Annotated in this window: 23 protein-coding genes; 11 read left to right on the top strand and 12 right to left on the bottom strand. The window is 36.6% G+C overall.

The window, feature by feature from the left end; all coding sequences use genetic code 11:
* Positions 1 to 248: 248 nt before the first annotated feature.
* On the bottom strand, positions 249 to 710 hold the full coding sequence (locus tag AOB57_RS05915) for a hypothetical protein (protein ID WP_054298479.1): 462 nt from the start codon (positions 708 to 710) through the stop codon (positions 249 to 251).
* Between the two features lie 840 nt (positions 711 to 1550).
* Between AOB57_RS05915 and AOB57_RS14475 the strand changes: the two genes are divergently transcribed.
* From AOB57_RS14475 to AOB57_RS05900, 3 genes are all read left to right on the top strand, one after another.
* Entirely contained in the window at positions 1551 to 2135 is a 585-nt protein-coding gene (locus AOB57_RS14475; protein ID WP_226999660.1) for a restriction endonuclease, read from the top strand.
* Between the two features lie 808 nt (positions 2136 to 2943).
* Entirely contained in the window at positions 2944 to 3492 is a 549-nt protein-coding gene (locus AOB57_RS05905) for a YkgJ family cysteine cluster protein (protein WP_054298481.1), read from the top strand.
* Between the two features lie 299 nt (positions 3493 to 3791).
* The gene (locus tag AOB57_RS05900) at positions 3792 to 4697 is read left to right on the top strand and encodes a hypothetical protein (protein ID WP_054298482.1); all 906 of its coding nucleotides are present in this window, start codon (positions 3792 to 3794) and stop codon (positions 4695 to 4697) included.
* 750 nt (positions 4698 to 5447) lie between these two features.
* Here the strand turns inward: AOB57_RS05900 and AOB57_RS05895 are convergent.
* Together AOB57_RS05895 and AOB57_RS05890 are read right to left on the bottom strand one after the other, a co-directional pair.
* Positions 5448 to 6017: a hypothetical protein gene (locus tag AOB57_RS05895; RefSeq protein WP_054298483.1), complete on the bottom strand. Its 570-nt coding sequence runs from the start codon at positions 6015 to 6017 to the stop codon at positions 5448 to 5450.
* A gap of 91 nt (positions 6018 to 6108) precedes the next feature.
* Complete coding sequence (locus AOB57_RS05890) at positions 6109 to 7011, bottom strand: IS5 family transposase (RefSeq protein WP_167829559.1); 903 nt, start codon at positions 7009 to 7011, stop codon at positions 6109 to 6111.
* A gap of 119 nt (positions 7012 to 7130) precedes the next feature.
* On the opposite strand from AOB57_RS05890, the gene AOB57_RS05885 reads away from it, so the two are divergent.
* Both AOB57_RS05885 and AOB57_RS05880 read left to right on the top strand, forming a co-directional pair.
* Positions 7131 to 11309, top strand: a complete 4179-nt coding sequence (locus AOB57_RS05885) for an NACHT domain-containing protein (RefSeq protein WP_054297599.1) — start codon at positions 7131 to 7133, stop codon at positions 11307 to 11309.
* Positions 11310 to 11702: 393 nt separating this feature from the next.
* Positions 11703 to 11894, top strand: coding sequence for a type II toxin-antitoxin system HicB family antitoxin (locus AOB57_RS05880; RefSeq protein WP_226999659.1), 192 nt, complete (start codon positions 11703 to 11705; stop codon positions 11892 to 11894).
* 56 nt (positions 11895 to 11950) lie between these two features.
* Here the strand turns inward: AOB57_RS05880 and AOB57_RS05875 are convergent, their stop codons facing one another.
* On the bottom strand, positions 11951 to 12214 hold the full coding sequence (locus AOB57_RS05875) for a type II toxin-antitoxin system RelE family toxin (RefSeq protein WP_054297600.1): 264 nt from the start codon (positions 12212 to 12214) through the stop codon (positions 11951 to 11953).
* Complete coding sequence (locus AOB57_RS05870; RefSeq protein WP_054297601.1) at positions 12215 to 12418, bottom strand: hypothetical protein; 204 nt, start codon at positions 12416 to 12418, stop codon at positions 12215 to 12217.
* Between the two features lie 277 nt (positions 12419 to 12695).
* Here AOB57_RS05870 and AOB57_RS05865 point away from each other — a divergent pair, with 277 nt between their 5' ends.
* A complete protein-coding gene (locus AOB57_RS05865) occupies positions 12696 to 13208 on the top strand; it encodes a hypothetical protein (protein ID WP_054297602.1) in 513 nt (170 codons plus the stop codon).
* A 168-nt stretch (positions 13209 to 13376) separates the two neighbouring features.
* Here the strand turns inward: AOB57_RS05865 and AOB57_RS05860 are convergent, their stop codons facing one another.
* Positions 13377 to 13769, bottom strand: a complete 393-nt coding sequence (locus tag AOB57_RS05860) for a YkvA family protein (RefSeq protein ID WP_054297603.1) — start codon at positions 13767 to 13769, stop codon at positions 13377 to 13379.
* A gap of 275 nt (positions 13770 to 14044) precedes the next feature.
* On the opposite strand from AOB57_RS05860, the gene AOB57_RS05855 reads away from it, so the two are divergent.
* Entirely contained in the window at positions 14045 to 14515 is a 471-nt protein-coding gene (locus tag AOB57_RS05855; RefSeq protein ID WP_054297604.1) for a GNAT family N-acetyltransferase, read from the top strand.
* Positions 14516 to 14542: 27 nt separating this feature from the next.
* Here the strand turns inward: AOB57_RS05855 and AOB57_RS05850 are convergent, their stop codons facing one another.
* Positions 14543 to 14929, bottom strand: coding sequence for a hypothetical protein (locus tag AOB57_RS05850; RefSeq protein WP_054297605.1), 387 nt, complete (start codon positions 14927 to 14929; stop codon positions 14543 to 14545).
* Positions 14930 to 15142: 213 nt separating this feature from the next.
* Positions 15143 to 16072: an NADP-dependent oxidoreductase gene (locus tag AOB57_RS05845; protein ID WP_054297606.1), complete on the bottom strand. Its 930-nt coding sequence runs from the start codon at positions 16070 to 16072 to the stop codon at positions 15143 to 15145.
* Between the two features lie 466 nt (positions 16073 to 16538).
* Here AOB57_RS05845 and AOB57_RS05840 point away from each other — a divergent pair, with 466 nt between their 5' ends.
* Positions 16539 to 16841, top strand: coding sequence for a hypothetical protein (locus AOB57_RS05840; protein ID WP_054297607.1), 303 nt, complete (start codon positions 16539 to 16541; stop codon positions 16839 to 16841).
* Positions 16842 to 16971: 130 nt separating this feature from the next.
* Positions 16972 to 17520, top strand: coding sequence for a hypothetical protein (locus AOB57_RS05835; RefSeq protein ID WP_054297608.1), 549 nt, complete (start codon positions 16972 to 16974; stop codon positions 17518 to 17520).
* A 284-nt stretch (positions 17521 to 17804) separates the two neighbouring features.
* On the opposite strand, the gene pyrF is transcribed toward AOB57_RS05835, so the two are convergent.
* From pyrF to AOB57_RS05815, 4 genes are all read right to left on the bottom strand, one after another.
* Positions 17805 to 18470: an orotidine-5'-phosphate decarboxylase gene (gene pyrF / locus AOB57_RS05830; protein WP_054297609.1), complete on the bottom strand. Its 666-nt coding sequence runs from the start codon at positions 18468 to 18470 to the stop codon at positions 17805 to 17807.
* 4 nt (positions 18471 to 18474) lie between these two features.
* Positions 18475 to 19428 carry a deoxyhypusine synthase gene (locus AOB57_RS05825; RefSeq protein ID WP_054297610.1) on the bottom strand — a complete coding sequence of 318 codons (954 nt, stop codon included), beginning with the start codon at positions 19426 to 19428 and terminating at the stop codon, positions 18475 to 18477.
* Positions 19429 to 19746: 318 nt separating this feature from the next.
* Positions 19747 to 20139 carry a thioredoxin family protein gene (locus tag AOB57_RS05820; RefSeq protein WP_054297611.1) on the bottom strand — a complete coding sequence of 131 codons (393 nt, stop codon included), beginning with the start codon at positions 20137 to 20139 and terminating at the stop codon, positions 19747 to 19749.
* A 421-nt stretch (positions 20140 to 20560) separates the two neighbouring features.
* Positions 20561 to 20992 carry a hypothetical protein gene (locus tag AOB57_RS05815; protein WP_193726281.1) on the bottom strand — a complete coding sequence of 144 codons (432 nt, stop codon included), beginning with the start codon at positions 20990 to 20992 and terminating at the stop codon, positions 20561 to 20563.
* A gap of 501 nt (positions 20993 to 21493) precedes the next feature.
* Between AOB57_RS05815 and AOB57_RS05810 the strand changes: the two genes are divergently transcribed.
* Both AOB57_RS05810 and AOB57_RS05805 read left to right on the top strand, forming a co-directional pair.
* Positions 21494 to 22243 carry an RNA ligase partner protein gene (locus AOB57_RS05810; protein ID WP_054297612.1) on the top strand — a complete coding sequence of 250 codons (750 nt, stop codon included), beginning with the start codon at positions 21494 to 21496 and terminating at the stop codon, positions 22241 to 22243.
* 239 nt (positions 22244 to 22482) lie between these two features.
* Positions 22483 to 23715 carry a methionine adenosyltransferase gene (locus AOB57_RS05805; protein WP_054297613.1) on the top strand — a complete coding sequence of 411 codons (1233 nt, stop codon included), beginning with the start codon at positions 22483 to 22485 and terminating at the stop codon, positions 23713 to 23715.
* Positions 23716 to 23726 lie beyond the last annotated feature (11 nt).

The following is a 23726-nucleotide window of genomic DNA, read 5'->3' as shown; positions in this document are numbered from 1 at the left end:
TTGTGGCGCCATACATGTTTTAAATAAAAATGTGCTATAAGGCCCCGGATCTCCCAAATGAAGGTAAAATGAGGATTTTTAATATTAATACATTTGTTCTTAGTAACTAATACTGCTGCAGAAATAACTATGACTACAGAAATAACTATGAAAGTGGATTAATTTTACAATGTTTGCAGAATAGTTAACACTTAAGTTTGAGGTAGGACAGGTTCATAACACTATTCACAATTAGCATCGTTATATCCTCATGTATTGTTAAGCTCGTTGGCTTTTGCCTGCGCTGCTTCCTCGGTTTCGAAAATCTCGGTGTCCACAGGATAACAATATAGATACATTCCATCTGTAACCTGCGCACCTCTATATATAAGAGTGTACACAGGGTTATCCATGTCATCTGCTTTCAGGTAACTGATTTCATGTTCACCAAAATTTACCAATGTATATTCCGAGCCTTCTATTTCTATCGTCTCAGGAAATTCTATGCCGTCAAATAGCTGTTTCCCGACTGAAAAATTCAAGTCCTTATATAGTAACACCGGTCGAATAAGCACTTTCGGAAACTTTGATTCCGTGCCTTTATCTGAAAAATGTGACACATCCACATTCTCATCTGCATAGTTAGAGAAGTTTGCGTTTCGAGATGCGTATTCATATACTGATTCGTATACCTGTACAACGATTCCATTGATCTCGATATGAGTTGTCATAGATTTCAGCCCCGCAGGCTTATAGACCGGTCTATAAAACATTGGATAAAAACATATGAAAATTAAGTTAATTTAACTTATTTTTAAGTTATTTCAGTTTATTTTTAACTGATATTTAAGTTATTTTAGTTTATTTTAACTTATATTTAAGTCACTTTAACTTATATTTAAGTTACTCATTTTTTTATAAAATAGAAACTTTTTCAGCAGCGTCTACCAGTATGGTAGTATCATTACGACTCAAAAATATCTTTATCGCAACCTCGATCATTGATTGAAGAATTAAACTCAGTTCGGTCACTTTTTCTGACGAAAATCCATTAAACTAATTTCTGATAATATATATCCTTCCACAGGCCATAAACTTCTATGCAGGTCTCTCGTAAAGATTCGTTAACGGAGCTGTCTCCAGAGCTAGCAAACTGATAGAAAAACAACTCACTTGATCATTTTCATTGAGCTTCCGTGCTAACCCCAGGATATACCCCCTGAATATGAAAGACTTACTTTTGTGCTATTTCATTTAGCTGAGTTATCTAGCCTCTTTCCGGCTTTTTCCTCAAATAAGAGTAGATTTTTCTCTTTTATCTATTCAATTCTTACCTGCTATAGAACAATTAAGTCCAATTTAGAAAATAATCGCTTAACCCAACAGTATATTTATATTAAATTATTCTTTTAATTGATAAGCTGCTCTCAGATTTGAATTGTCTTTCGCTGGAAGGGCATAAGCCGGAAAGAATACTCTAGAATTATAGAATATTGTAGTCTTTGATATGCATTACGGACTTTTCAATACGGATTTGTTGATAGGTTTTAAAAACAGAAGGAAGTACATTGATGAAAAAGAGGAAAAAAGGAAAGAGCAGAAAACAGCGTCGCTCTGGTAATGATTTATTAAAGTTGATGCTATATCTTTTGATAAAACCAATTAAGCTATTATTGAGTTTTTCATTTTACTTACTGAAGTTTATATGGTTGCTGTCAAATTATTCGATGCGTTTACTGCATAGTCTTATAAAACGACTATTTAAGAAAAAACCATCAAACCCAGCCCTATCTACATTAGCTGAAATCGATAAGATGAGCGGATACAAGTTTGAAGAATTTATGAAACACGTTTATGAACAGTTAGGATATTCAGTTTATCATACTCCGAAATCAGGTGATCAGGGTGCAGATCTTATTCTAACCTCAAAAGAAAAAAAAAGAATCGCTGTTCAGGTCAAAAGGTACTCGGGTAAGGTTTCAAACAGTGCGGTACAGGAAGTTGTAGCTGCAAAAGGCTTCTACAAGTGCACCGAGGGCATAGTAGTTACAAACAGTTACTTTACCGATTCTGCCAGACAATTAGCTAAAGCGAACTTTATTGACCTGGTTGATAGAAACGAACTTGAGAAGATGATTAATACTATTCTGAGTTAAACTCTGAATAAAGACAGTTTATTTTTTTGTGACCTCGTTAAGCTGGCTTATCCGATAATCCATTCGGCTTATCTGGTCACTGATCATTAATATTTCTTTTTTCAGATTTTGTGTTAGTTCCATCAAACCCATCCTTGAATCCCCGTGATACATTATATTCGTAATTATTCTCGTATTATCTCTATCGATTACTATTAAGTGTATATTCCCTACGAGAAAATGAAGATATACGCATCAGATGTTCTAATATAATTTATAAAAGATGCAATTGAAAACTTGGAATCATTTAACTTTTACTGGAATTTGGCGAGAAAGCAAGACAAAAAGCAAATTGTAGCACGGATAAATTATGCTTTAGAACATCTTCTTAAAGTCGGTGACACGAATAAAGCTTTCTATTCCACTAATATTTGCTATATCTTAATAATTGATCAATTTAACAAATCAGTAAGAAAGGATATTTTATTCAGAGTAAATGGCTTATACAAAGAAATTAACAAATTATACTTTGAAATCAATAACATAAACAGTCCTGAAAAGCAAAACAAGATAGTGCATAATTAAAAATGCACCTCAAACTCATAAAAGATAAAGATTTAGACAAAATTCCACCAAGTGAATTTGAAATAAAAAATTCAGATTTTACTTCCCTTATAATTCAGATGATTTTCTTCCTCAATAAAATATTAGAATTTATTGTTTGGTAAGAGAACAGATGGAAGTAGCCCATATCTAAATTACTAGTTGAGCAGAGCAATTGATAGCTATTATATTTAACTCTCTTTTTTCATTCAACCGGGTGAATGCTATGGATAGAAGACAACGTTCTGAAAAACACGATTGGTTAGTCTCAAAAACTCAAAGCATACTTAAACACTATACTTGTCCTGAATCATGTAATGCAAGCTGCTGCAAAACTCACATTATTGACTTTCGTAGAAAAGAATACGAGAAAATCTTAAAAAATGTAGACAAAGAAAGTGCGAGAATCTTAAAATCTAATGCAGTAAAGTCAGAGTTGGAAGGATGTTATAAAGCAATCGTCGGGCACTGCCCATTATTGATAGACACAAAATGCAGGATATACGATAACAGGCCTGAAGCATGTAGAAATTTTCCTTTTGTAATTTTTCCTGACGATGATATAGGATTTGGTTTAACGTTGTTATTGTGTCCGATGTCTGTCAACATAATTCAAGATTATGCGCAGTGGTATAAATCAGTAAACTCAACAATGTACAACCAATTAAATAGCTTATACGAACACTATAAAGACATAGATAAAAACAATGATTTTTGCATTGAAATGAAAGAACGTAATTTGGATTCTTTCATAGAATTTCTTGAAAGGAAGTAATCATTATTAATTTTCTTTTTCTTGCCTGCTCGTGTTAAAGTACAGAAATTTCAATATGCAGGCCGTGGAAAACTGAAAAAGTAGTGAATAGTGACATATATAAAAATTGGTTTTTAATTCTTAGAAATATTATTGTTTTTTTTACTGATAAATTTCTCACTATTCCTGCATAGATGAACAAAAAGCAATATTTTTATTATAATAAACATAACGATTAATTTAATTAAGCTGCAAATACTTCGCCCTTTCGTAAAATAAAATATTTTATAAAGAATAATAAATAAAGCCTGGAGATTATTATGAATCTTGTCAGTAAATTTTTTGGAATTAAATTAGCAGGGCTGCTAATTATTATTTTATTTATCTCTATATCGGGCTGCAGTTCAGCCCCGGATACGGAGAGTCAAAGTGCCAGTGAAAATGCACAGTTAGCCGATGACACAGTTACAACGACAAACATATCCCACATAGATAAAAATATAATACCTCTAGAGAGTACCGAACCGATGTCAAGCTCAGCAAAGGTTATATATCTTCATCACAGCACCGGCGGAGTTATCTGGGACGGTGGGGTGCAGGATACGATTGAAAAATATAACGCTGATCACGGCACAGACTATAGTATAACACCCCTGGAATTTCCAAAGGTATCCCCCTATGGATGGAATAACTATCCTTATGATTATTGGAACATCTGGGTAAATCATGCAGGTCCTTCTGCCTATATGGAAGAACCGACCTTAGAGATGTTGACTCAGACTTATGACGTCATCGTTTGGAAGCACTGTTTCCCGGTTAGCAACATAGTTGCCGATACAGGTTCTCCGGATATAACTTCCAGTGTCAAAAGCCTAGAGAATTATAAGCTGCAGTACAACGCTCTTAAAGAAAAGATGCATGAATTTCCGAATAAACGCTTCATCGTTTGGACAGGTGCAGCTCTGGTCGAAAGCGCAACCAATCCCGCAGAAGCCGAAAGAGCAAGAGAATTTGCTAACTGGGTCAAGACAACCTGGGATGAGCCCGGTGATAATATCTATGTTTGGGATTTCCATGAACTGGAAACCGGAGGCGGACTATACCTCTTGCCGGAAAATGCCGTATCAGCTTCGGATTCTCACCCTAATCCAGAATTTGCCGCCTCCGTTGCTCCACTGATCGGTCAGCGTATCATTGATGTCATAGAAGGACGCGGTGATAATTAATTTTATTCCAAAGCTTGACCATCCTCTATCATAAACGCTTTGTCAGGAGTTAGAATCCAGGCGTAAAAACAACTCTTCCTCTTGAAGAGTTGTTTTATTTTTGCAGTTTACCACACGCCTTTCAAAGAATAAACTCTGGAGGAGTTATCAAATTTCTTTTTTAAATTTATCTGAAAACTTCCCTCCACGCCCGCATGTTCACGAAGTGAGCAGATATCGGGCGGTTACTGGCAAAAAGAAAGGAAGTGGAATATACAGCCACCATAAAAAGCATGTTATATATTATTGTCCACAGTAACTATAAGAGCCAATCTGTAACAGGCCTATCCTAAGAAATTGCGATCTCTATTTATCGACTCTAAAATAAATACTGATTTAGTGAACTTGGAAGTAGTTTTGAAACAAGCTCATATAGAACGTTCGGATTTAGGCAAAAAACCACTCATTTTACTATAAATTTTCATGAAGGAAGTAGTTTCAGCATTGCTGTCATGTATTACGAACAGGATTTTACGCATTACAGTATTCTCAAAAACTTATTCGAGGCAGAATACTTAAATCATTATATTGTGGTGTCAATAGTAAACGCGTTGTATAAAGCTGATTATAGTTATTCATAGTCGTTCGACTGCTTATGACTTATGCGATGAACATTATTAATGAAATGTGATTATAACATATTGACTTTTCAGCACATGACAGCTATGCTGTAACTAGGCCAAGTTGTGAGATATTCAAATAAAATAAACTTCAATCAATTACCTTTTTAAGATAACCTAGATTGTCAGTCCACCAATCCTCAGTTGTTAATTCTAAATCACGTTCCATAACCCATTTTTTCTTTTCAAAAACTGCAGTTAGCCTGGGAAATCCCCAATATGATGGATTTTCATATGGAAAATCTTGTTTTGGGAAATCTTCTATCTCCAAGTTAGCCAAGATTGACTTCAAATTTGAATTATTATGGAATAATTCTTCGATTATCTCTTTTGCAACTTTTTTCCCCTTAGGTGTACATTTTACTTCATATGTATCTTTTTTATATGAAAAATTATCTGCATGAGGATAAGGATAACTCTTTATATTTTCATAAAATTTCTCGGTTATTAATCCTATCTCTGATAATTTTTTTATTCCCCTGTTAGAAAGGTAAAAAGAGTCTGAATATTTTTCACCCTCATTTCCACTAAAATAGTAACTATGTTTTTCTACTTTCTTATGAATAAACGCCTCTAGTAAAGTGACTAAATTACTAGGGAAATTACTTCCAAGTACAGTGCTCCAATTTTCAGTCTTTAAGCTTAGTATATACTCAAGCAAACGGCGTTTTGGCCAGTAACAGCCTTTAAAATAAGCATATAAACGACAGAAAACAGCTTCAATTTTACTTTCTTTTCTTTTAAAAATAAGATTATATAGGCTCTGTAGAAATCCTTAATTTAATCCATAATAATTGTATTACTTTTTTGTTTATATTATAGACTATTAGTTTAACTTTTACTTCTTTTACTTGATTTCTAACCTTTCTTGCTCTTAATGTTTCTCCAAATTTTCTTTTTACAACAGATATTATTGTCTCTACTATATTCCTTCTATTGTATTTGATCTTATCAAAGTCTTTGTTTAATTGTTTTCTATATTTTCCGTTTATTCTCTTTCTTTTTCTTTCTCTCAAAGGTACTATTGAATCTGCTTTTATCTCTTCTCTTATTAGAGTATGAATTTCTTCGGAATCATATCCTTTATCCATCACATAACATTGAGACTTTCTTGACTTGTTTGATTGTCTTATCAGAGTCTTTGCATGCTTGACATCATGATCTGTTTTTTGGCTAATTTTCCATCCTAATATTACTTTTTTAATAGTGTCTACTGATATTGAAGTTTTAAGGAAGCTCCTTCGGAGCTTCCCTGTTCTCTTAGAATAATAATGACTTGCATAAGAACTCGTAAATCCTGTTGCATCAATTGCCGTAATGAGAACTTTTTCTCCATGTGAGTAAAATAGTTTTAGAGTTTTTGACAAAATTAGGTTAAACAATGAAGAGGGAATTCTGGACACAAACTTTTGAAGAGTAGTGTAATGAGGAACCTTATCAAGGTCAAGTTTTTTCTTTATACTGTTCATGAGGTCAACAAGTTCTACAAAGTCACGGTAGTCTGTACTTATATACTCCTTCAATAAAACAAGAACAAGAAGCTGATGTTGAGTATAAACACGTTTGGAATATTTGCAGGAGTAAAGGTTCAGTCTGGAAGACTGAACCGTTTTAAGACTGAGATCAATAAATTTAATATACTTATTTGATGACAATAGCAATTGCTCCTTTGTTTTTTGTGTGGACAAAAAAATTAAGGAGCATTTTTACAATTTTATTTTTATAATTTTTGGGTAAAAACAGAATTTAGAGGATTTCTACAGAGCCTAATAATTTGCATAACGAATGCAGAAAACAGTATTCAACATCTTTAGATATTGAACGTATACTCAAATGGTGTGAATTTGATACCCCTAGAACTTTGGAACAGAACTTTGGGATTCCTGATGACTTTGAATTTTTTGATGCTAATATTCAAGATAAAGTATTAACTGACCTTGCAAATCCAGAGGGTGGAATTAAAGTATTTTGTGGGAAGCCCGGAAGTGGAAAGAGCACTTATCTTTCAAAACTTAATCAGGTTTTAACGGAAAAAGGTGTAATTGTTTTTAGACATCATTACTATTTGTCTTCTAAAGACCCAAGCCAAAGTGAGAGATTAGTATCTCAACGTGTTATTGAAGGTATAAAAGCTCAATTTAAAGAATATTCAAAAGAGCTTGGATGCTTAGCAAATAAAAACTCAACAAATATATCTTTAAGAGAATTTATTTTGCAATTAGCCCATTATTTTTATGAAAAGGGCCAATCTTTCGTGATAATTATTGACGGACTGGATCATGTTTTAAGGTATTCAGATTCTTCCGAATTAACGAGTTTTCTGAAAGAAATCTGTTTTCCTCAATCAGGATTATGGCTCATTTTTGGGACACAAGAAATTTCTAAAAGTTATCTTCCTCAAATAATCTTTGATAAATGTCCTGAAGATCAATGGATTGAAATAAAGGGATTAAGTGAATACTCAGTAAAAAACATTATTCTCAAAAATACTATTGAACTAAAGCTGCCTATCCACGAACTTCATATTAAATCACTTTCAGAAAGAATCTATGAATTAACTGAAGGAAATCCACTACACCTTAGATATACCCTTTATCAATTGAAAACAAATTGTGAAAACGGATTTGTTACAGTTTATGATTGTGAAAATATCATTCCTTATGAGAAGGATATTGAAAAATACTACACTACTTTATGGAAGCAACTCCCAGAAGTGAGTAAAACAATAGCTCTAGTTATTTCGAGTGTAGAGTTTAGTTTTCACGAAAAGGAACTTTTTGAGTTACTATCTTCAATCACGAGTTCTCCTTTTGGAATAACCAGCGATTACAATTCCATATCACATTTATTATTTAAAAATAAAAGAATCTTATCTATATATCACAGTAGCTTTGAACTTTTTGTGTTAAGTCAGCCTGAATTTGAACAACAGAAGTTATTTTTAAAGAAGGCAATACGGAAATGGCTAGTAGAATCCGACTATGAAGATTTAAAATGGGCTGAACTGAAAAAACTTGCTTATGAACTCGGTGATCCTAAAGAACTTCTTGGAATTGACAGGGAGTGGCTTATTGAAGCTATATGTTATCCAAGATGTTGTGAAAAAATTATTTCTCAACTTTCATTAGCCGTCAAGGCTGCTTTTGAAAATAACTTATTTGATAAGGCTTTTGAATTAGGAACTCTAATGGAATATTATGTAGACTCTTTCAGATTTCGTGAAATCCAAAGTTCCAAAATTTGGCAAGAGTCATTTAAAAGAAGAAATCCAGATTTGTCATATATTGATGTTAATAAACTTTCTTGGGAAAGGGTGTTTAGGTCTCAAAATAGAGATACAGACATGGATTTCATTTCTTCACCGTCTAAGCACATTCAATTGATTGCCGAGATGTCTGAGAAACAGGGAAACTTCGATTTAATTTCTGTGTCGATAGATAAACTCGCTGAATTCCATAGTAATTTGAAAGTTCTAAATAAAGAAAACATGAATGCTGAAATCCCTCAGCTAGCTGTTTCTACAATCAAAACTGTTTCTCTTGACCGCAAGCACGATGTGAAAAGAATTTATTCCTATATTAAGCAATTTTCTGACTCTGGCTGGTCAGCAGAACTTTTTGGAATATATGTAAGTTCTTTACTGAAGACCGATCAAATTTTAAAAATAGAAGAATTAATTGAACTCGCCACTGAAAATGCAGATAGACAGGAGATTTTGGATAAATGTGTAGAAAATGATCTTGAACTAAATAGACAGCAATTTTTAGAAATAGTGTATAGTATTAAACATGAGGATTTAGATAACCTATGTTTACTATACTTGTTATTAAACGGTAAAAGAATCAGTTATATTCCGCCTCTTCCTACCTATGAAGAATTTCCTTATAAGGTTCCAATGCTAGAGACTGGAAAGAGAATTGAAAGATCAAAGATCTTTTCTAATAATTTTATTTTAGGATTAATCTATGGAATATTAAACGAAGATCTGGACATTAAATACTGGACTCAAGACATTCAAAAAAGATGGCCTTTAGAGATAATGTCACAGATTTTCGCATCTTCTTTAGAAATTTCAAAAAATATCGTAGATCATCGAAATCCAAGCTTTATCTGTTTATTTGAAAACATCGCTAAAGTCGGTTCACTAAGTTATCCTCATAATAGGGATCTTTATGAACTTCAAGAGTGCTTGCGAATAGCTCTGTCCAACTGTTTAAAAGTTATTTATATCTATAAATGCAAATTAGGTTTCTCTTTTCTATTTGACGATATTGAACTGAATAATGTAATTTTTGAAAGGAATTACTATAATGAAAGTGATTTACTCCAATTCTTGTTGAGTTTCAATAAGCCAGTAATTTCAAATGAAGTATATACTAAGTTTGTTTCCGATGAAAAAAACCGCTGGAAACAAACAATAGTAAATTTCTCAGAAAGGGCAGATCATTATTCTGATTTGGCAAAACTTGCAGGTATTCATAAGGATAAGGAAAACCAAGATTACTTTTTAAAATCAGCTGCAATTAACTTATTGGGGTACCATTACCATAAAGATATGTATCTCGATAGAGTCCTAGATTCGATTAAACTATGTCAAAAAGCTGGATCTCTGAGTATAGAAAATTGGATTCAAAGAATATCTCCAGCTATTGAACATATAAACGAATATACAGATCAAGATCATACACGTTATTTTCCTATAGATTATGCAGAAATTTTGTGGGAGCATGATCCTAGACTACTTTATAAATATTATTTCTGTATTGTAGAGAAGGAAAATTGGTTTTTAGCCTCTTATCTTTTTAGGTATATTCTTCGATCATTAAATTTTGATCAAGATGAAGATCTTGCACTTGCTTTTACGGCTTTAGATGAATACTCTTTAGATGAACTTAGGTCTATGGCAGAAGAGAATACTGACGTTAAAAGAGTGTTAGAAATTGTTGAAATTTCTATAGGAAAGATAGAGTATCCTAAAAATGAACCTTCAAATATTTATTCGGAATCTCAAGCACATGATTACTCGGAGATAGAACCTGATACATTTGTTGAACTTGTTAACTCTCTTAAGTCTGATTGGGAGAAAGATAATTTTTTAGTAAATTGTTTTAAACATTGGTTAGATGAGCAAAAGTATGATAATAATAAGATTTATAGAACATTTGTCAGATACATAGATGAGCATGGAATAAAAGGTGTCTCGTATAGAGTTTTAGATGTTCTTTTCCCTTTAATATATGAATTCGAAAGCAATATGGCTTTTAAATATCTAGACTCTCTTGAGTCTGATTGGGAAAAGGATACAATTTTAGCAGATTGCGTTACTTTGTGGTTAGATGAGCAAAACTATGATAAGAGTAAAATCTACCAAGTACTTGTCCAATATATAAGTGAACGTGGATTAAAAAATCTCTCGTATCGAGTATTGGATATTCTCTTCCCTTTAACATATGAATTCGATAGTAGTATGGCTTTTGAATATGTTTGTTTAGCTCAAGCAGAAAACTATTGGTTTACTTACACAACTGACAGAGAAAAATTTATTGAAAAATGTAACTTTGTAAAAAAGTATTATCCTGAAAGATATATGGAATTTTACAGTGAAAGCATAAAGAGATCTTTTAATATTTTAGGAAGAAAAGAAAATTTTTTTGTTCCCATTCCTCGTTCAATAGAATTTTTTTCCATTTTTGAAGAACTTAAGACTATGGAAAAAATAACTAATGCGAGTGTTAATTTTGTCGATTTTTTAATGGGCGATCTCGAATTTTCACCTATTAAATGGACTGACAGTGGAGACATTGACAAAATAGATCTATTGCTACAAAGATTCGAATATCCAAATGAGTTTGTAATAGAAGGGGCTAGGTTAGGAATAGATAAGTTAAAGGAGAATCCATTAATGCATGAGATAATTCTAAAAAGAATAGAAAACAAAAGAGTAATTCTATAACATATTTTTCAGTATCTTCATTTTTTTAAAAAATGCATTTTTTCTTAAAATCCAACTAAATTTTAAATTAGAGGCGCAACATTTTGATTTTCAATCGAAGGATTTGAGGGGCTAGGGCGGAAATATAATAAAAAGGTAATATCGCTCCGAAATTTCTAATTTACTAAATCTGTTTTCTCCCTCTTTTGTCGTCACTTTACTCCAGCATACCTTTAAATGATCACAAACAAAATATACTGACATGGAAAACGCTGCCCGGCACAAAGAATTGTTCGAAAAAATTTCTTCATTCCTTGAAAAAGAAGGAACAATCAAAAGTCTTCAATTTTGGCTGTAACAACTTTAAATACTCACAGATTAAATGTTATTCTGGTAAAGATGGAAGGCAAGAGCTTGAACTATACGGTTCTGATCGAGCAAGATGAAGATGGGATATATATTGCAAAAGTTCCTGACATACCGGGTTGTTACACTCAGGGAAAGACAGTTGAGCAGGCTATGGAACGTGTAAGAGAAGCTATACAGGTCTGTCTTGAAGCTGAGGAACTTGAAGATGTTACGGGCGGCGCAATTGGAAGATTTTGATGGTACTTGGGAGGAAATATAATAAAAAAGTGATTTAAAATCGGTTAGTTTTAGTTTTAGAACTCTCGATATATGCGCTTTCTCGAATCGATATTGACGATGATTATGATAATTTCTTCATATTCGATCCGATAAAGAATTCTAAAATTCCCAACTCTTATTCTAAAAAGCTTTTCTCGGGTTCCGTAGATTTTCTTGGCATCATGGGGTATCGGATCTTCTGAGAGTTTTTCGATAGCTTCGAATATCCGTTGCCTGTTGCTTGTATCGAGCTTGCTAAGAAACTTGAACGCAGCTTTCTCAAAGAGAATTTCAAACATTTAGAGTCCCAGTTCTTTCTTTACTTCCGAGATAGGTATCAATTTTCCTTCTTTTTTGTGCTCATAACTTTTGTCTACAAGGTCTCTTTCTTCATCGGTAAGTACACAGTCTATATCTATCATGTTCTCTCTTATTTCGATAAGTTGTTTTTTAATAATATCTAGTTCCTTGAATATTCTTTCTTCAAAATCCGCCTGAGCCATAATAGAAAATTGCTGTGGATATTATTTATACATGCTCTTTTTCTAGATCTGTTTCTCTCAGGTACTATCACGTTAGTTTCTTTGTCTGACTATTCGAGGAGGCTGGGATGGATATAATAAAAAAGTGTTCAATAAAAGCTTATTTCTGATTTAGAACTCACAATATACACTCTTTCTTAAACGATTTTTCCCTATTTATATAGAATCTATCACGGAAATCTTATAATACACCCCCTCTAAATTTCTATAGTCAGAAAGGAAGTTTAGGGGCGTGTATATGAAAAAATACATCTACTTCACATTTTTTGTTTTACTATTTGCACTCGTTATCGGAGTTTTTGCCGGATCACAAAACGATGGAAATGCCTCTCAGGCTCAACAAGATTCATCGCAGAATCCCCTTAAGTCAGCCTACCAGGATATTACATGGGGAGCTAACGTCCAGAAGCATTTGAAGATACTTAAAGCCGATCTGGAAGGCGTATCTGATGCTGCAAACAATTCTGATTATATTATGCTCGCGATATATGCACAGAATATAGTAAATGATACTCAGATTGCTATTCAGGAGAATGACCAGTATACAGTATCTCTCAAACTCCAGGATGCACAGAAAGAATGGAGAGCGGCTCTTCAGGACTATAACTCTGCAGGTCAGTTTTTGTTGCAGGGAGCAAATGAAGCGAAAAATGGGACTGGAGGGATTGAAAATTTTCAAAAAGCCAGAACATTTAGGAATTCCGGTACAGGTCATCTTATGAATGCATCGGAGTTAGCAGGAATAACTTAAATATGTCTCCTCTCTTTATAGTTTTAAGAATAGAAAAAAACTTTCAATGTAATGTAAGCAGGAGAAGATTGCTGTTCCGGTAAAAATAAGGCAGGAGTTTGATTTTTACGGTCATGATGGAGCAAGAATGGTCAGGCGAATTGAGGTTACAGGTTAAATAAGTGGCTATCAGTGACTCATTTTCCAGGCTCTATAATTTTCCAGGTCACCTTTAATAAGTCTGGATGCAAAAGCGAGCACAGCGACATCATCCACAAATCCAATTACAGGAACAATATCCAGAACGATGTCAACTGGATTTATAAGATACAGAAATGTGAGTGTTAACACTATTGCGGTTCTCTTTGGGAGCGGATATTTTCCTTTAAAGGAATCTACCAGCATAGAGAACAATAATTCTAAATACTCCCAGATATTTCTGTAATCTGTCGAACTGTAACGATAGTCTCTGACTTCTTCTGGAAAACCCACACTTGTATCGGAAACCTTGTCTGGAATGGGGTTGAAATGTTCAAGATTTGCTTCAATATGTTTCGTTCTGATGTTATCGGTTTTATCCATAATAACCCTCCAGTTTTATCGGATTTTTCCCACAAAACTAAATTGAATTCTCGCCTTGTATCGGCCAGGGTTCGCAGGAGTAATAAAAATAATTATATTTAAATAAAAATAGAATTAATAGGTATATTAAGTTTATTGAAACAGGTTTTATAAAAACTTCGTCGGCTGATCATTATACGGTTAGAGCCGATATTATTTTCTTTAACTTACAATTCTCAGCTTTGTATTCACAATTTTCATGCATATTACATGAATGGTCTAGAAGGTCCACTAAAATGAAGAAAATAGTCAGACTATATAGATCACAGGATTGCAGAGAAATAGTTAAGCTGTTTTACGATACAGTCCATACAATTAATTCGAAGGACTACAGTTCAGCACAACTTGATGCCTGGGCACCGGAAGAGAACAATGTAGATATGTGGAATAAGTCACTTTCCAGTACCTATACGGTTGTAATTGAAATTAATGGTTCAATTGTCGGTTTTGGAAATCTGGATAAAACCGGATATCTTGACCGGCTTTATGTCCATAAAGACTTCCAGGGGCAGGGAATAGCAACCATAATCGCAGATGAATTAGAAAAATACGCACAGCGGCGTGATATTATTATTACCACCGAGGCATCAATTACTGCAAAACCATTTTTTGAGAAGCGCGGTTACAAAACAATTAAGCAGCAAAGCGTTGAGCGTAAAGGTCAAACTTTAATTAATTTTATAATGGAAAAGTATCTCGTTAAATGAAAATCGATCTAGGATGCGTTCTCCCGTTTATCTGATTTTCTTGATTTCCAAATTGACAATTCCAGAATCCAGTGGTTTGACATGCACGTGGTAAATCCCATTTTCTTTCACAGTAAATTCCGGATGGTAAGGGAGGTAATCTTTTCCTGAGTGTGCCATAACAAATGTGTTTTCAAAAGCAACATAGGAACCTTTGCTTATTGTCACATTCATTTTCTCGGGGCCATCAGGGCTCTCAAGCCAGAGGGTGTAATTCACACCTTGAGTGAGGTTGACTTCAAAATCGGACTCCTTAGACACAGATTTTGAAAGGACATTATCTCCGCCTCCCTGAAATGAGGTAACTATATAAAATAATACTATCATTATGTAAAGCGGGATGAGGCTCCTGGAGTTTTTTTGCTTTTCTGACACCTTTTTCTCTCCCTTCGTGCAATCTGGGTATTTACATAACTGGCACTTATCGTCCCCATTGAAGTTTGTTCTCGATGACTCCTTTCCCTTACCGCAGAAAAATCATAATTTTACAGGCAAGCCGGTAAAAGTTACAGGATTGGATATCATCTCCATTTCAATGTTAGAGCAGGTCTCCTGCACCTTATCAATACCTGCAGGCGGATTCAGGTTTTATCTGGGATCCTCTGCAACGCGCAGTACGATCTTTCCGCGGATATGACGGCTTTCACTCATTTCATGCGCTTTTTTAGCATCAGCTAGAGGAAGCACAGTCGTTACGATTGGCTTGATTTTTTGTTCATCTACTATGGCTGCTATCTGAGCAAGTTCTCTTCCGTCAGCCTGAGTCATAAGAGTTTTTGCACGTACCCCATACTTTTGCGGCATCCCTTCGGGAATGCTGGCTACGGTCGATACCAGGAATCCGCCGGGTTTCAGTACTTTCCACGACCTTTCGAATGTATCTCCACCTATGGTATCCAGAACTACGTCCAGATTATTGACGATCTCCTCAAACCGCTGGTTCCTGTAGTCGATCACTTCGTCAGAGCCTATACTCTTCAGGAACTCGGCATTTTTACTCGATGCTGTGCCGATAACATGTGCTCCCTTCCATTTGGCGAACTGGACTGCAAAAGTCCCTACCCCACCCGCAGCTCCGTGAATGAGTACGCTCTGTCCACTCTCCAGGCCTGCAATATCAAAAAGTGACTGCCAGGCAGCAAGGCCGGCAGTAGGAATGGCAGCACTTTCAACAAACCCGATACTTCTGGGTTTTTTCGCCGCCTGCGTAGAACTGGTAACGGTATACTCGGCGTAGCCTCCCTGCCCTATAGAAACTTTAGCAAAAATTTCATCTCCAGGCTGGAAGGAAGTTTCTCCCTGCCCTACAGCTTCCACGATACCTGCGACATCAAGCCCCATAATTGTCGGCAGAGGCAACTCACGTATATATCCGCTGCGAATTTTCCAATCTATAGGGTTAACTCCGGCTACAATAATTCGAATCAAGATTTCCCCAGGTCCTGGCTTAGGCTTCGGGATATCTTCATATCTGAGAACATCTGGTCCCCCAAACTCATAAATCTTTATCGCTTTCAAATTTTCGCCCCAAATCCTTCTTTAAAAAGTTATATCTGATAATTCCGTTCAGCAAATTTTCTCTCAACGTCCCCAGTTTTCCCCAGTATGACATCTGCGCCAGCGTATATCGCTCGAGAACTCCTTTAAAAAACCTACTTAAGCATGTTTATGCATCCTTTTACCGATTACAACCCTGTTTTTTAATATAGTTATAATTCTATAAATTGGTTCTTATTGATTTTTTCTGAAATTTTAAGACGAAGAGATTCTTGTGGAAAACGAAAGTTTTTGGCTACTTCCTGCTCTTCAAAATACAGATAAATATGGAAAAGAGTTAGAATACAGGTGGTATTAATCAAGACTGCTAAAAATCAAGATTACTAAAAGTTTTTAAGTAGACTGCTCAGGATTAGAAAAAATAGTAGGCATAGTATTAGGAGCGCTTGTTACGCCAAAAATAGAAATTGAAGATGATGGAGCATGGTTGTGGGTAAGCTTTGCACCTGAATTCAGATTAATAAGTGATTTTGTATTGGGACCAAGAAAACATTATGTAGCAACTGAATTAGTAAAGATTACAGATAGACACCTTTCAAATTTAAAATCTCTTTTTGTTACAGATGAATTAAAATTCTATGCTAAAGCTCTTTTAGAAAAATATGGTAAATTGGTAGAATTTCCTAAAACAGGTAAGAAAGGAAGACCTAGAAAACCGGCAATTGTACTGATGAGAATCTCAGATGTGCTCAGGTTATCAAAAACAAACAAGGAAGCTTCAGAATATTGAAAAAAGAGCTATCTTTGGTCAAAGTATAGATGACAGGAGATTAGCTAAAGAAAAACAAAATGGAATTTCAGAAAGAAAAACACCAGCATGAGAAGCTGGAATTACTAAGCGTAAATGGACATTAACAGGTTTGTTAATTACAGGAAGAGCAAAATATCAACTAATTAATGAGGCAGCACCCGGAGGAGAAAATTTTGATAAATTTCTCGGGATGCTGAATGATACCAGCAGGAGAGATATAACTGAGGGCAGGAAAAAATCAGTTCAAATGTCCGGAGTTTCGGCTTATTCATCCGAGTTTGAAATTATTTCGCAGGAAATTTCTCTTGAGACTGCAGTTTCGATTTCGGAACAGATCTTGAATAATATAAAAAATAAAGTAAAAGAACTTAATTCCGAGTTTATAGGGCATATCAAGCTTTCATTTGCTCATAAAGGAAATTTTGTAAAGGGAAGTGTGACATCAGCCCATAGAATCCCGGAGATAGAAATTCTCAAAAAAGAGAAAAGCGCACGGTCCAGAGTAAAGGTACTTTCTGCTGTAACCCTGGTGCCCCAGGATGAGCTCATTAAAGCTGTAGACCTGGCGATAAAAAAGCAACTGGAAGACAGGAGGCTTTCTTTCAAAAAAGTAGTAAAAAACTGTCCTGGTTATAGCCGGATAACAGTAGTTTCTTAAACTGGACAACCCTCCTTAAGCCTGTCATACCCGGCAGCGACAAAAAAACATATTCTATTTGTATAAATGGCTTCCCTGTTTCATGTAAAACCTGGAACTGGTTTTTCTTTTTATTTAATACTAAATATTCAATTTTCGTGCCTCAGAACTCATAGGGCTCATCATAAATCAGCAAAGTTTTTCATCACAGGCACTCAATTGATCAGATAATATATAGTTAAATAATAAATATCTCTCAAGAAACGGAAAATATTTTTAAAAGAAATAAATTCTAAAAATATTTTTCAGCCCTCTCCTCTGAGTTCAGCCTCAATCTCGGCAGCAATCTCGCTGGCAGCCTCTTTCGGTAATTCTGCTTTATAGATGCTCCTTCCTACTATTACCCAATCGGCACCTGCGGCAATAACATCAGAGGCTCTTCCTCCCTGGGCACCGACTCCGGGCGAGATAATAGTGAGTTTATCTCCGATAATCTTCCTTATTTTCTTTACTCTTTCCGGCCTGGTCGCAGGGGCAACAAGGCCAAAGGCTCCTGCTTCAGATGCCATTCTCGCAATTGCTTCCCCGACAGGCTGGAGGAATTCGGCTCCTCCTGGGTGGCTCATCTCGCTTACTACGAACACATCTCTCCTGTATTCAGAGGCAACCTCAATGCAGGCATCAAGGCTGTCACGACCTGTGAAACCCTGGACAATCACGGCATCGGCTCCTGCTTCAAAGACCTGTTTGCAGATAAGGCGGTTGGTATTGGGAATATCGGCAACCTTGAAATCTGCGATTATTGGAGCAAATTCAGCAAGTTCCCTGATTATCTCAAGCCCGGTTGCGAGTACAAGGGGGTAGCCTACTTTTATGGCGTCCACGAATTCTGAAACATCCTCTGCAATTTTAAGTGCTTCTTCCCTGTCAGAAACATCCAGGGCAAGAATCATACGGGTTTTCCTTTCCATAAATTCATCTCTTTAAAAGGCGTGTCCGCACAGCTGCAACTATAAGTGGAAGAGTAATAGTTGCATCAGCGTACACAGTTACAGCTTTTGCATTTTCTCCGACCTTTCCCCAGGACTGGGCTTCGTCAAGTGTTGCCCCGCTTAGACCACCGGTCTCAGGGCGGTCCATGGTCAACTGGATTGCATAATCAAATGACCTGGGGGTCACAAGCATAGACTGCAGAATATAGTTTTTCGGAACTCCACCCCCAAGGAGCAGGGCGCCTGCACTCTCGGTCTCATAACAGATTTCCATAAACTCGTGCATATCAGCAAAAGCATCCACATGCAGAGGATTCCCTTCTTTATATAGCCAGGCTTGAAGCCCTATTACAGAATCCTGAAGGGCAGGGCAGTACACAGGCACACCCATATCTGCTGCGGTTTTCAGGATAGAGGAATCGTCATCAAGGTTTTTCCCTATCTCAGTGAGAACCTGCCGGATAGAAAGCTTTTCCTTAGGAAGCCCGGCATAGGTGCTCTGCAGAAATTCTTCAAGTTCGGTAAAATGGTGGTCTGGCAGGTAGACGTCATATATCCTGTCGATGCAGTCGTGCCTGAGCTGGATATCATTTGCACAGGCTGTACCCTTATAATGGTGAAGACCCAGAGCCTCAACAGTATCATGTACCATATTCGCTCCAGTAGTAACAAGCACATCGATATGGCCGTCGCGTATCAAATCAGCGATAATATTTCTCATGCCTGCTGGAGTCATAGCTCCTGCAAGCCCGAAGAATTTCGTAGTTTTCTCGGAAGCCAGCATATCATAATAGATATCCACGGCTTCAGCCAGCCTGCCTGCTCCAAAGGCACAGCCACTATATTCCCTTACAAGATCGTCTACGGTCATATCCGCAACTATCTTTGCACCCCTGATCGGAGTTGTAAGGTTCTTAGAAGAGTCTTCAAAGTCCATTTTTATTCCTCAAAATTTACAGGATTAATTAAGAAATTATTGTAAGAGTAATTACAGGTTCATGTCTCAAATGGAGTACTGATCTGAGAGAGTTTATGTGGGCATGTCTGTATACATAAACCTTCTCTTCTGATAAGTTTCTTTTCTAAGAATATAGTAAAAGATTTTAGAAAAGCTGAAGTTGAATATCGTAGGAAAGACAGGCGTGTCAGTATCCTGGCCGCAGTTCAGGCTACATTTGGGAAGTTCGGGCTTGTGAAAAAGGAATCTACAGGCAGAAAGAAAAGGAAAAAAAGAACCTGGGTGCTGACCTGCAGGTCAAACGTATCCCGTGATGTCCTGACCGATTGGAGTGCTTTTCCTTATACACTCTTCTCCGTAATTAATCATATCTTCAACTGCCTTTTTCAGTATGGAAGGATAGATCTGGCCTACCTGCTCCCACACGGGTCTTCCCTGGCAGAAAAACTTAAACGTAGGCGTGCCCAGAACGCCGTACCTTTCTGCAGTCCATGGATTTGTTTCAATATTCAGGCGGGCAAAAACTGCCGAGTTCTCGAATTCTCTTGCATAGTTTATAAAATAAGGTTCCATAGCTTTGCAATAAGGGCAGGTAGAGCTGTAGAACATTACGATAACCGGTTTTTTAGAACTCTCTACTATTTCTCCCCAGTTCATATCTCCAATTTCAATCACACTGCTTCCATTCAATCTATTACCCCCGCGAGATTATATAGTTTAATAGAACGAAACAAACAGAATTCCATGCTTATAGATATCAGTCGTTCTATTTGTAAGATTTTATTTATCTGTTTTATTTATTCTATTTATCTGGTTCTATTTGTCAGTCTCCGTTTATTGGATTATGTTTGTCAGACCTGTTTATTAGATCAATAGTCTCTACTTTTATAAGATTAATATTTATGCTTTATAAAATCTAATTTCATGGATCCGCGAATAATTGTATAGGAAATACGATGAACCATCAATTTTCAAATGAAGAATTCTTAGATAGCTTAAGAAGAAAAAGAAGCAAAGAAAGATAAAAAGTAAAGACAAAAACTGGTACCCGATTCGTGTCTATTGATTAAAAATTCAGGTAGAGGGATTAAGTTTACGCATGGATTTCCGTTTAATCTTCTTCGTCACCCTCGGGATTCATTATCTCAGAAAAACATGTGCTGCAGATATATTTATCGTCAAGGCATATCTCTTTAAAGTCAACTTTGGGACCGCCAGGTTTTGTGGTTGCCTCCTTGAACACATAGAACTTTTCATTAAATTCGATTGGCTGCCCGCATCTTGAACATACAAAGGGTGGATTTTCAATCGAATCAATTGCACACTCAATGCAGATCAGATCGGACTTATCCCCGTGGACCTCTTTGAACTTTATTGGTTTCATATCCAGGCTAGTGTCCACAACCAGTACGTCTTCCAGCAATTCTCGACCACAAATATTGCAATACTCCTTCATTGTGTCGCCTCCCTTACTCAGAGGGTTTCTCACCACGCCCTGTGCTGAGCCTCCACAGGGTTTCAATGTCTCCGTGTTTGCACTCAAATTATATACCCCATTTTCAGCTTATTACCCATACTATACCGAATCGGACTATTTTGAGATGTCCAATCCGGCTCAATCTTTCACAACATTGAGCTGTGTTCTACCTGCCGGTATTACCCGACTTGCACATCGATCTCGAGAAGATCGGTCCAGAGCTGAAAAGCAAACAATAAGGATTAACAGTGCAATATTTATTCTAATGTTGGTTCAAAAATGCTTTTCGCATTTGAATCGAAACAACATTAGGAGACACTTTATAAAATGCGTTTTAGACAGCTTTCTAGCCTCTGGTTTTAACTTCCCTATGGAAATATATGTCTTAAAACTATATACAGTTATTGATTTTAATTAAAAAATAAACGAATAATAAAATAAAGAAGGACTATAAAAACAGAAAAAAGATAAAAAGTTAGTAAATAATCAGGTTAAAACAAAGAATTTTATTGATCCTTGATCAATACATAAAATGGGTAAAGAAGACTGTTCTTAAAGGTTTAAAAAATGCTCAAACAGAGATTCGTGCTGGATACTACAGCATTAACGGACCTGCAGACGCGTGAGGTTATGGGCTATGCTTCCCTTTGTGAGGGAATGAAGGCAATCCTTGATCTGATAGCCAATGTTCGCCTGCAGTTTGGTATAAGCTGTTATGTGCCCTATCCGTCAGTGTATAAAGAGATGTATGAATTCGCAAGTCACAATGGCTGTGACAGGGAAGTTATGGCAAAAATAGATACCTGGCTTGTGAAGAAATCTCCTGACCGATATAGGGTTAGTGTAACTTCTCAGATTTTTCATGAATATGTTGCTTATATGCGGGAAAGGATCAACCGGGGCATGGGAGTTGCAGAAGATGCGATATGGGAAGCCGCTACTGAGTGCCTCTTCATGGAAAATCCGCAAAATAAGAAAAAAGAGTATAAGGAAGAAGTTGAGAGGGAAGTAATCGGGGGGATCATTGGCAAATTTCGGAATAAGTATCGTGCTGCCCTGAGATATGGGATTCTTGATAGTGCTCCTGATATTGATGTTCTCATCCTTGCCAAGGAGCTTGACGCCGCAGTTATTGCAAGCGATTATGGGATTGAGAAGTGGGCCGAGCAGCTTGGAGTCCGTTTTGTGCCTGCAAATACTTTTCCCATGATGATGAAAGAGTACCTGAAACATCTTCCGGAAATCGAAAATGAACCCGAACCCGGAAGCCGGGACAAAAGCAAAAAAAGATCATCTGAAGAATTGGAATTCATTTAATAGGTTAATCTTGAATAATAATAACAACAAGATTCTTGAGATTCATCGATAAAGGATTTGAATTCGACAGATTAATATCTGTAAATTTATTATGAAAGTTGGTTTCGGGCTATATTATTGAAACATGAATCTCAGTGAAAAGTAGTATCATTAATCTTTATCAAGCCTTAAGGGAATTATTGCCTTTAATGCAACTGCCTTTAGTGCAACTGTGCTTTTAGAATTTGGGGGACGAGAGTTTGAGAAATATAGTCATAGAAGAATTAAAAGCGTCTGAGGTTTACCGCCAGAGAGTTGAAGTTGTTGAAAGAAAGGGGCTGGGGCATCCGGATTATATCTGCGATGCAGTTATGGAACAAATATCAGTGAATTTGAGCCAGAAATACCTTGAGACTTTCGGGACTATTCTGCACTATAACATTGACAAGGGCATGCTTGTTGCAGGAGAAGTGGAAGGGAAATTAGGAGGAGGCAGAATACTAAGCCCTATGAGGCTTATCATCGGGGACAGGGCGACTTTTGAAGCGCAGGGAATAGAGATTGACGTTCCCGAGCTTGCGGTCAGTACAGCGCAGCAATGGATTCAGGATAACCTCCGGTTTGTGGATCCTGAGAATCTTATCTATCAGGTAGAGTTAAAAAAAGGTTCTGCAGAACTTATGGATATATTTAGCAGAGGAGGGGAAATTCTCGGGGCAAACGACACATCTGCAGCAGTCGGATATGCACCATTGAGCCCTACTGAAAGGCTTGTTTTTGAATGTGAGAGATACCTGAACTCGAAGAAGTTCAAAAAGGAGTATCCGGAATCAGGAGAAGATGTAAAAGTTATGGGACTCAGGCACAGGGAAGACATGCATCTGACCGTTGCAATGCCGTTGGTGGACAGGTTTGTTGAATCCGAAAATGAGTATTTTAAGAAAAAAATCGAACTGCACGAGCGGATAGAGGAGTTTGCTGCCGAGTTTGCAGAGGAAGCAAGGGCTGAATTTGAAGCCTGTATGTGCCTGAAGCCGACAGCTTCCCTGAACACTCTGGATGTTCCGGGCAGGGGGCTACAGGGAATTTATACCACTGTAACTGGCACTTCTGCAGAAGATGCGGACGGCGGGCAGGTTGGACGCGGAAACCGCGTAAACGGAGTAATTCCCCTGAACCGTCCTGTTAGCAGTGAAGCCGCGGCAGGCAAAAATCCTGTGAGCCATATAGGAAAAATTTACAACCTTCTTTCCCACAGGATTGCAGCCCGGATCTATAGAGAAGTGCCTGATGTTTCCGAAGTTTATGTCTGGCTTTTGAGTGAAATCGGGACCCCAATTGATCAGCCCCAGATCGCCACTGCCCAGTTGATAATGGAGAAAGGATCTGCAAGCGAAGTAGAAAAGGAGGCAGCCGAAGTAATGGAAAAAGAGCTTGAGAATATACAGGCTTTTTCAATGGAACTGGTCGCAGGAAAATGCCCTGTTTGCTAAAAATCACTTAG

The sequence above is a fragment of the Methanosarcina flavescens genome (assembly GCF_001304615.2).
GTDB classification, from domain to species: Archaea; Halobacteriota; Methanosarcinia; order Methanosarcinales; family Methanosarcinaceae; genus Methanosarcina; species Methanosarcina flavescens.
This window is presented reverse-complemented; position numbering and strand designations above follow the sequence as displayed.

Bases quoted from the DNA above. Each gene is read 5' to 3' on its own strand.
- AOB57_RS05870 (WP_054297601.1), bottom strand. From the start codon at position 12,418: ATGGCTCAGGCGGATTTTGAAGAAAGAATATTCAAGGAACTAGATATT.
- AOB57_RS05825 (WP_054297610.1), bottom strand. From the start codon at position 19,428: ATGGACTTTGAAGACTCTTCTAAGAACCTTACAACTCCGATCAGGGGT.
- AOB57_RS05905 (WP_054298481.1), top strand. From the start codon at position 2,944: ATGGATAGAAGACAACGTTCTGAAAAACACGATTGGTTAGTCTCAAAA.
- AOB57_RS05915 (WP_054298479.1), bottom strand. From the start codon at position 710: ATGACAACTCATATCGAGATCAATGGAATCGTTGTACAGGTATACGAA.
- AOB57_RS05875 (WP_054297600.1), bottom strand. From the start codon at position 12,214: ATGTTTGAAATTCTCTTTGAGAAAGCTGCGTTCAAGTTTCTTAGCAAG.
- pyrF (WP_054297609.1), bottom strand. From the start codon at position 18,470: ATGGAAAGGAAAACCCGTATGATTCTTGCCCTGGATGTTTCTGACAGG.
- AOB57_RS05855 (WP_054297604.1), top strand. From the start codon at position 14,045: ATGAAGAAAATAGTCAGACTATATAGATCACAGGATTGCAGAGAAATA.
- AOB57_RS14475 (WP_226999660.1), top strand. From the start codon at position 1,551: ATGAAAAAGAGGAAAAAAGGAAAGAGCAGAAAACAGCGTCGCTCTGGT.
- AOB57_RS05810 (WP_054297612.1), top strand. From the start codon at position 21,494: ATGCTCAAACAGAGATTCGTGCTGGATACTACAGCATTAACGGACCTG.
- AOB57_RS05865 (WP_054297602.1), top strand. From the start codon at position 12,696: ATGAAAAAATACATCTACTTCACATTTTTTGTTTTACTATTTGCACTC.
- AOB57_RS05900 (WP_054298482.1), top strand. From the start codon at position 3,792: ATGAATCTTGTCAGTAAATTTTTTGGAATTAAATTAGCAGGGCTGCTA.
- AOB57_RS05860 (WP_054297603.1), bottom strand. From the start codon at position 13,769: ATGGATAAAACCGATAACATCAGAACGAAACATATTGAAGCAAATCTT.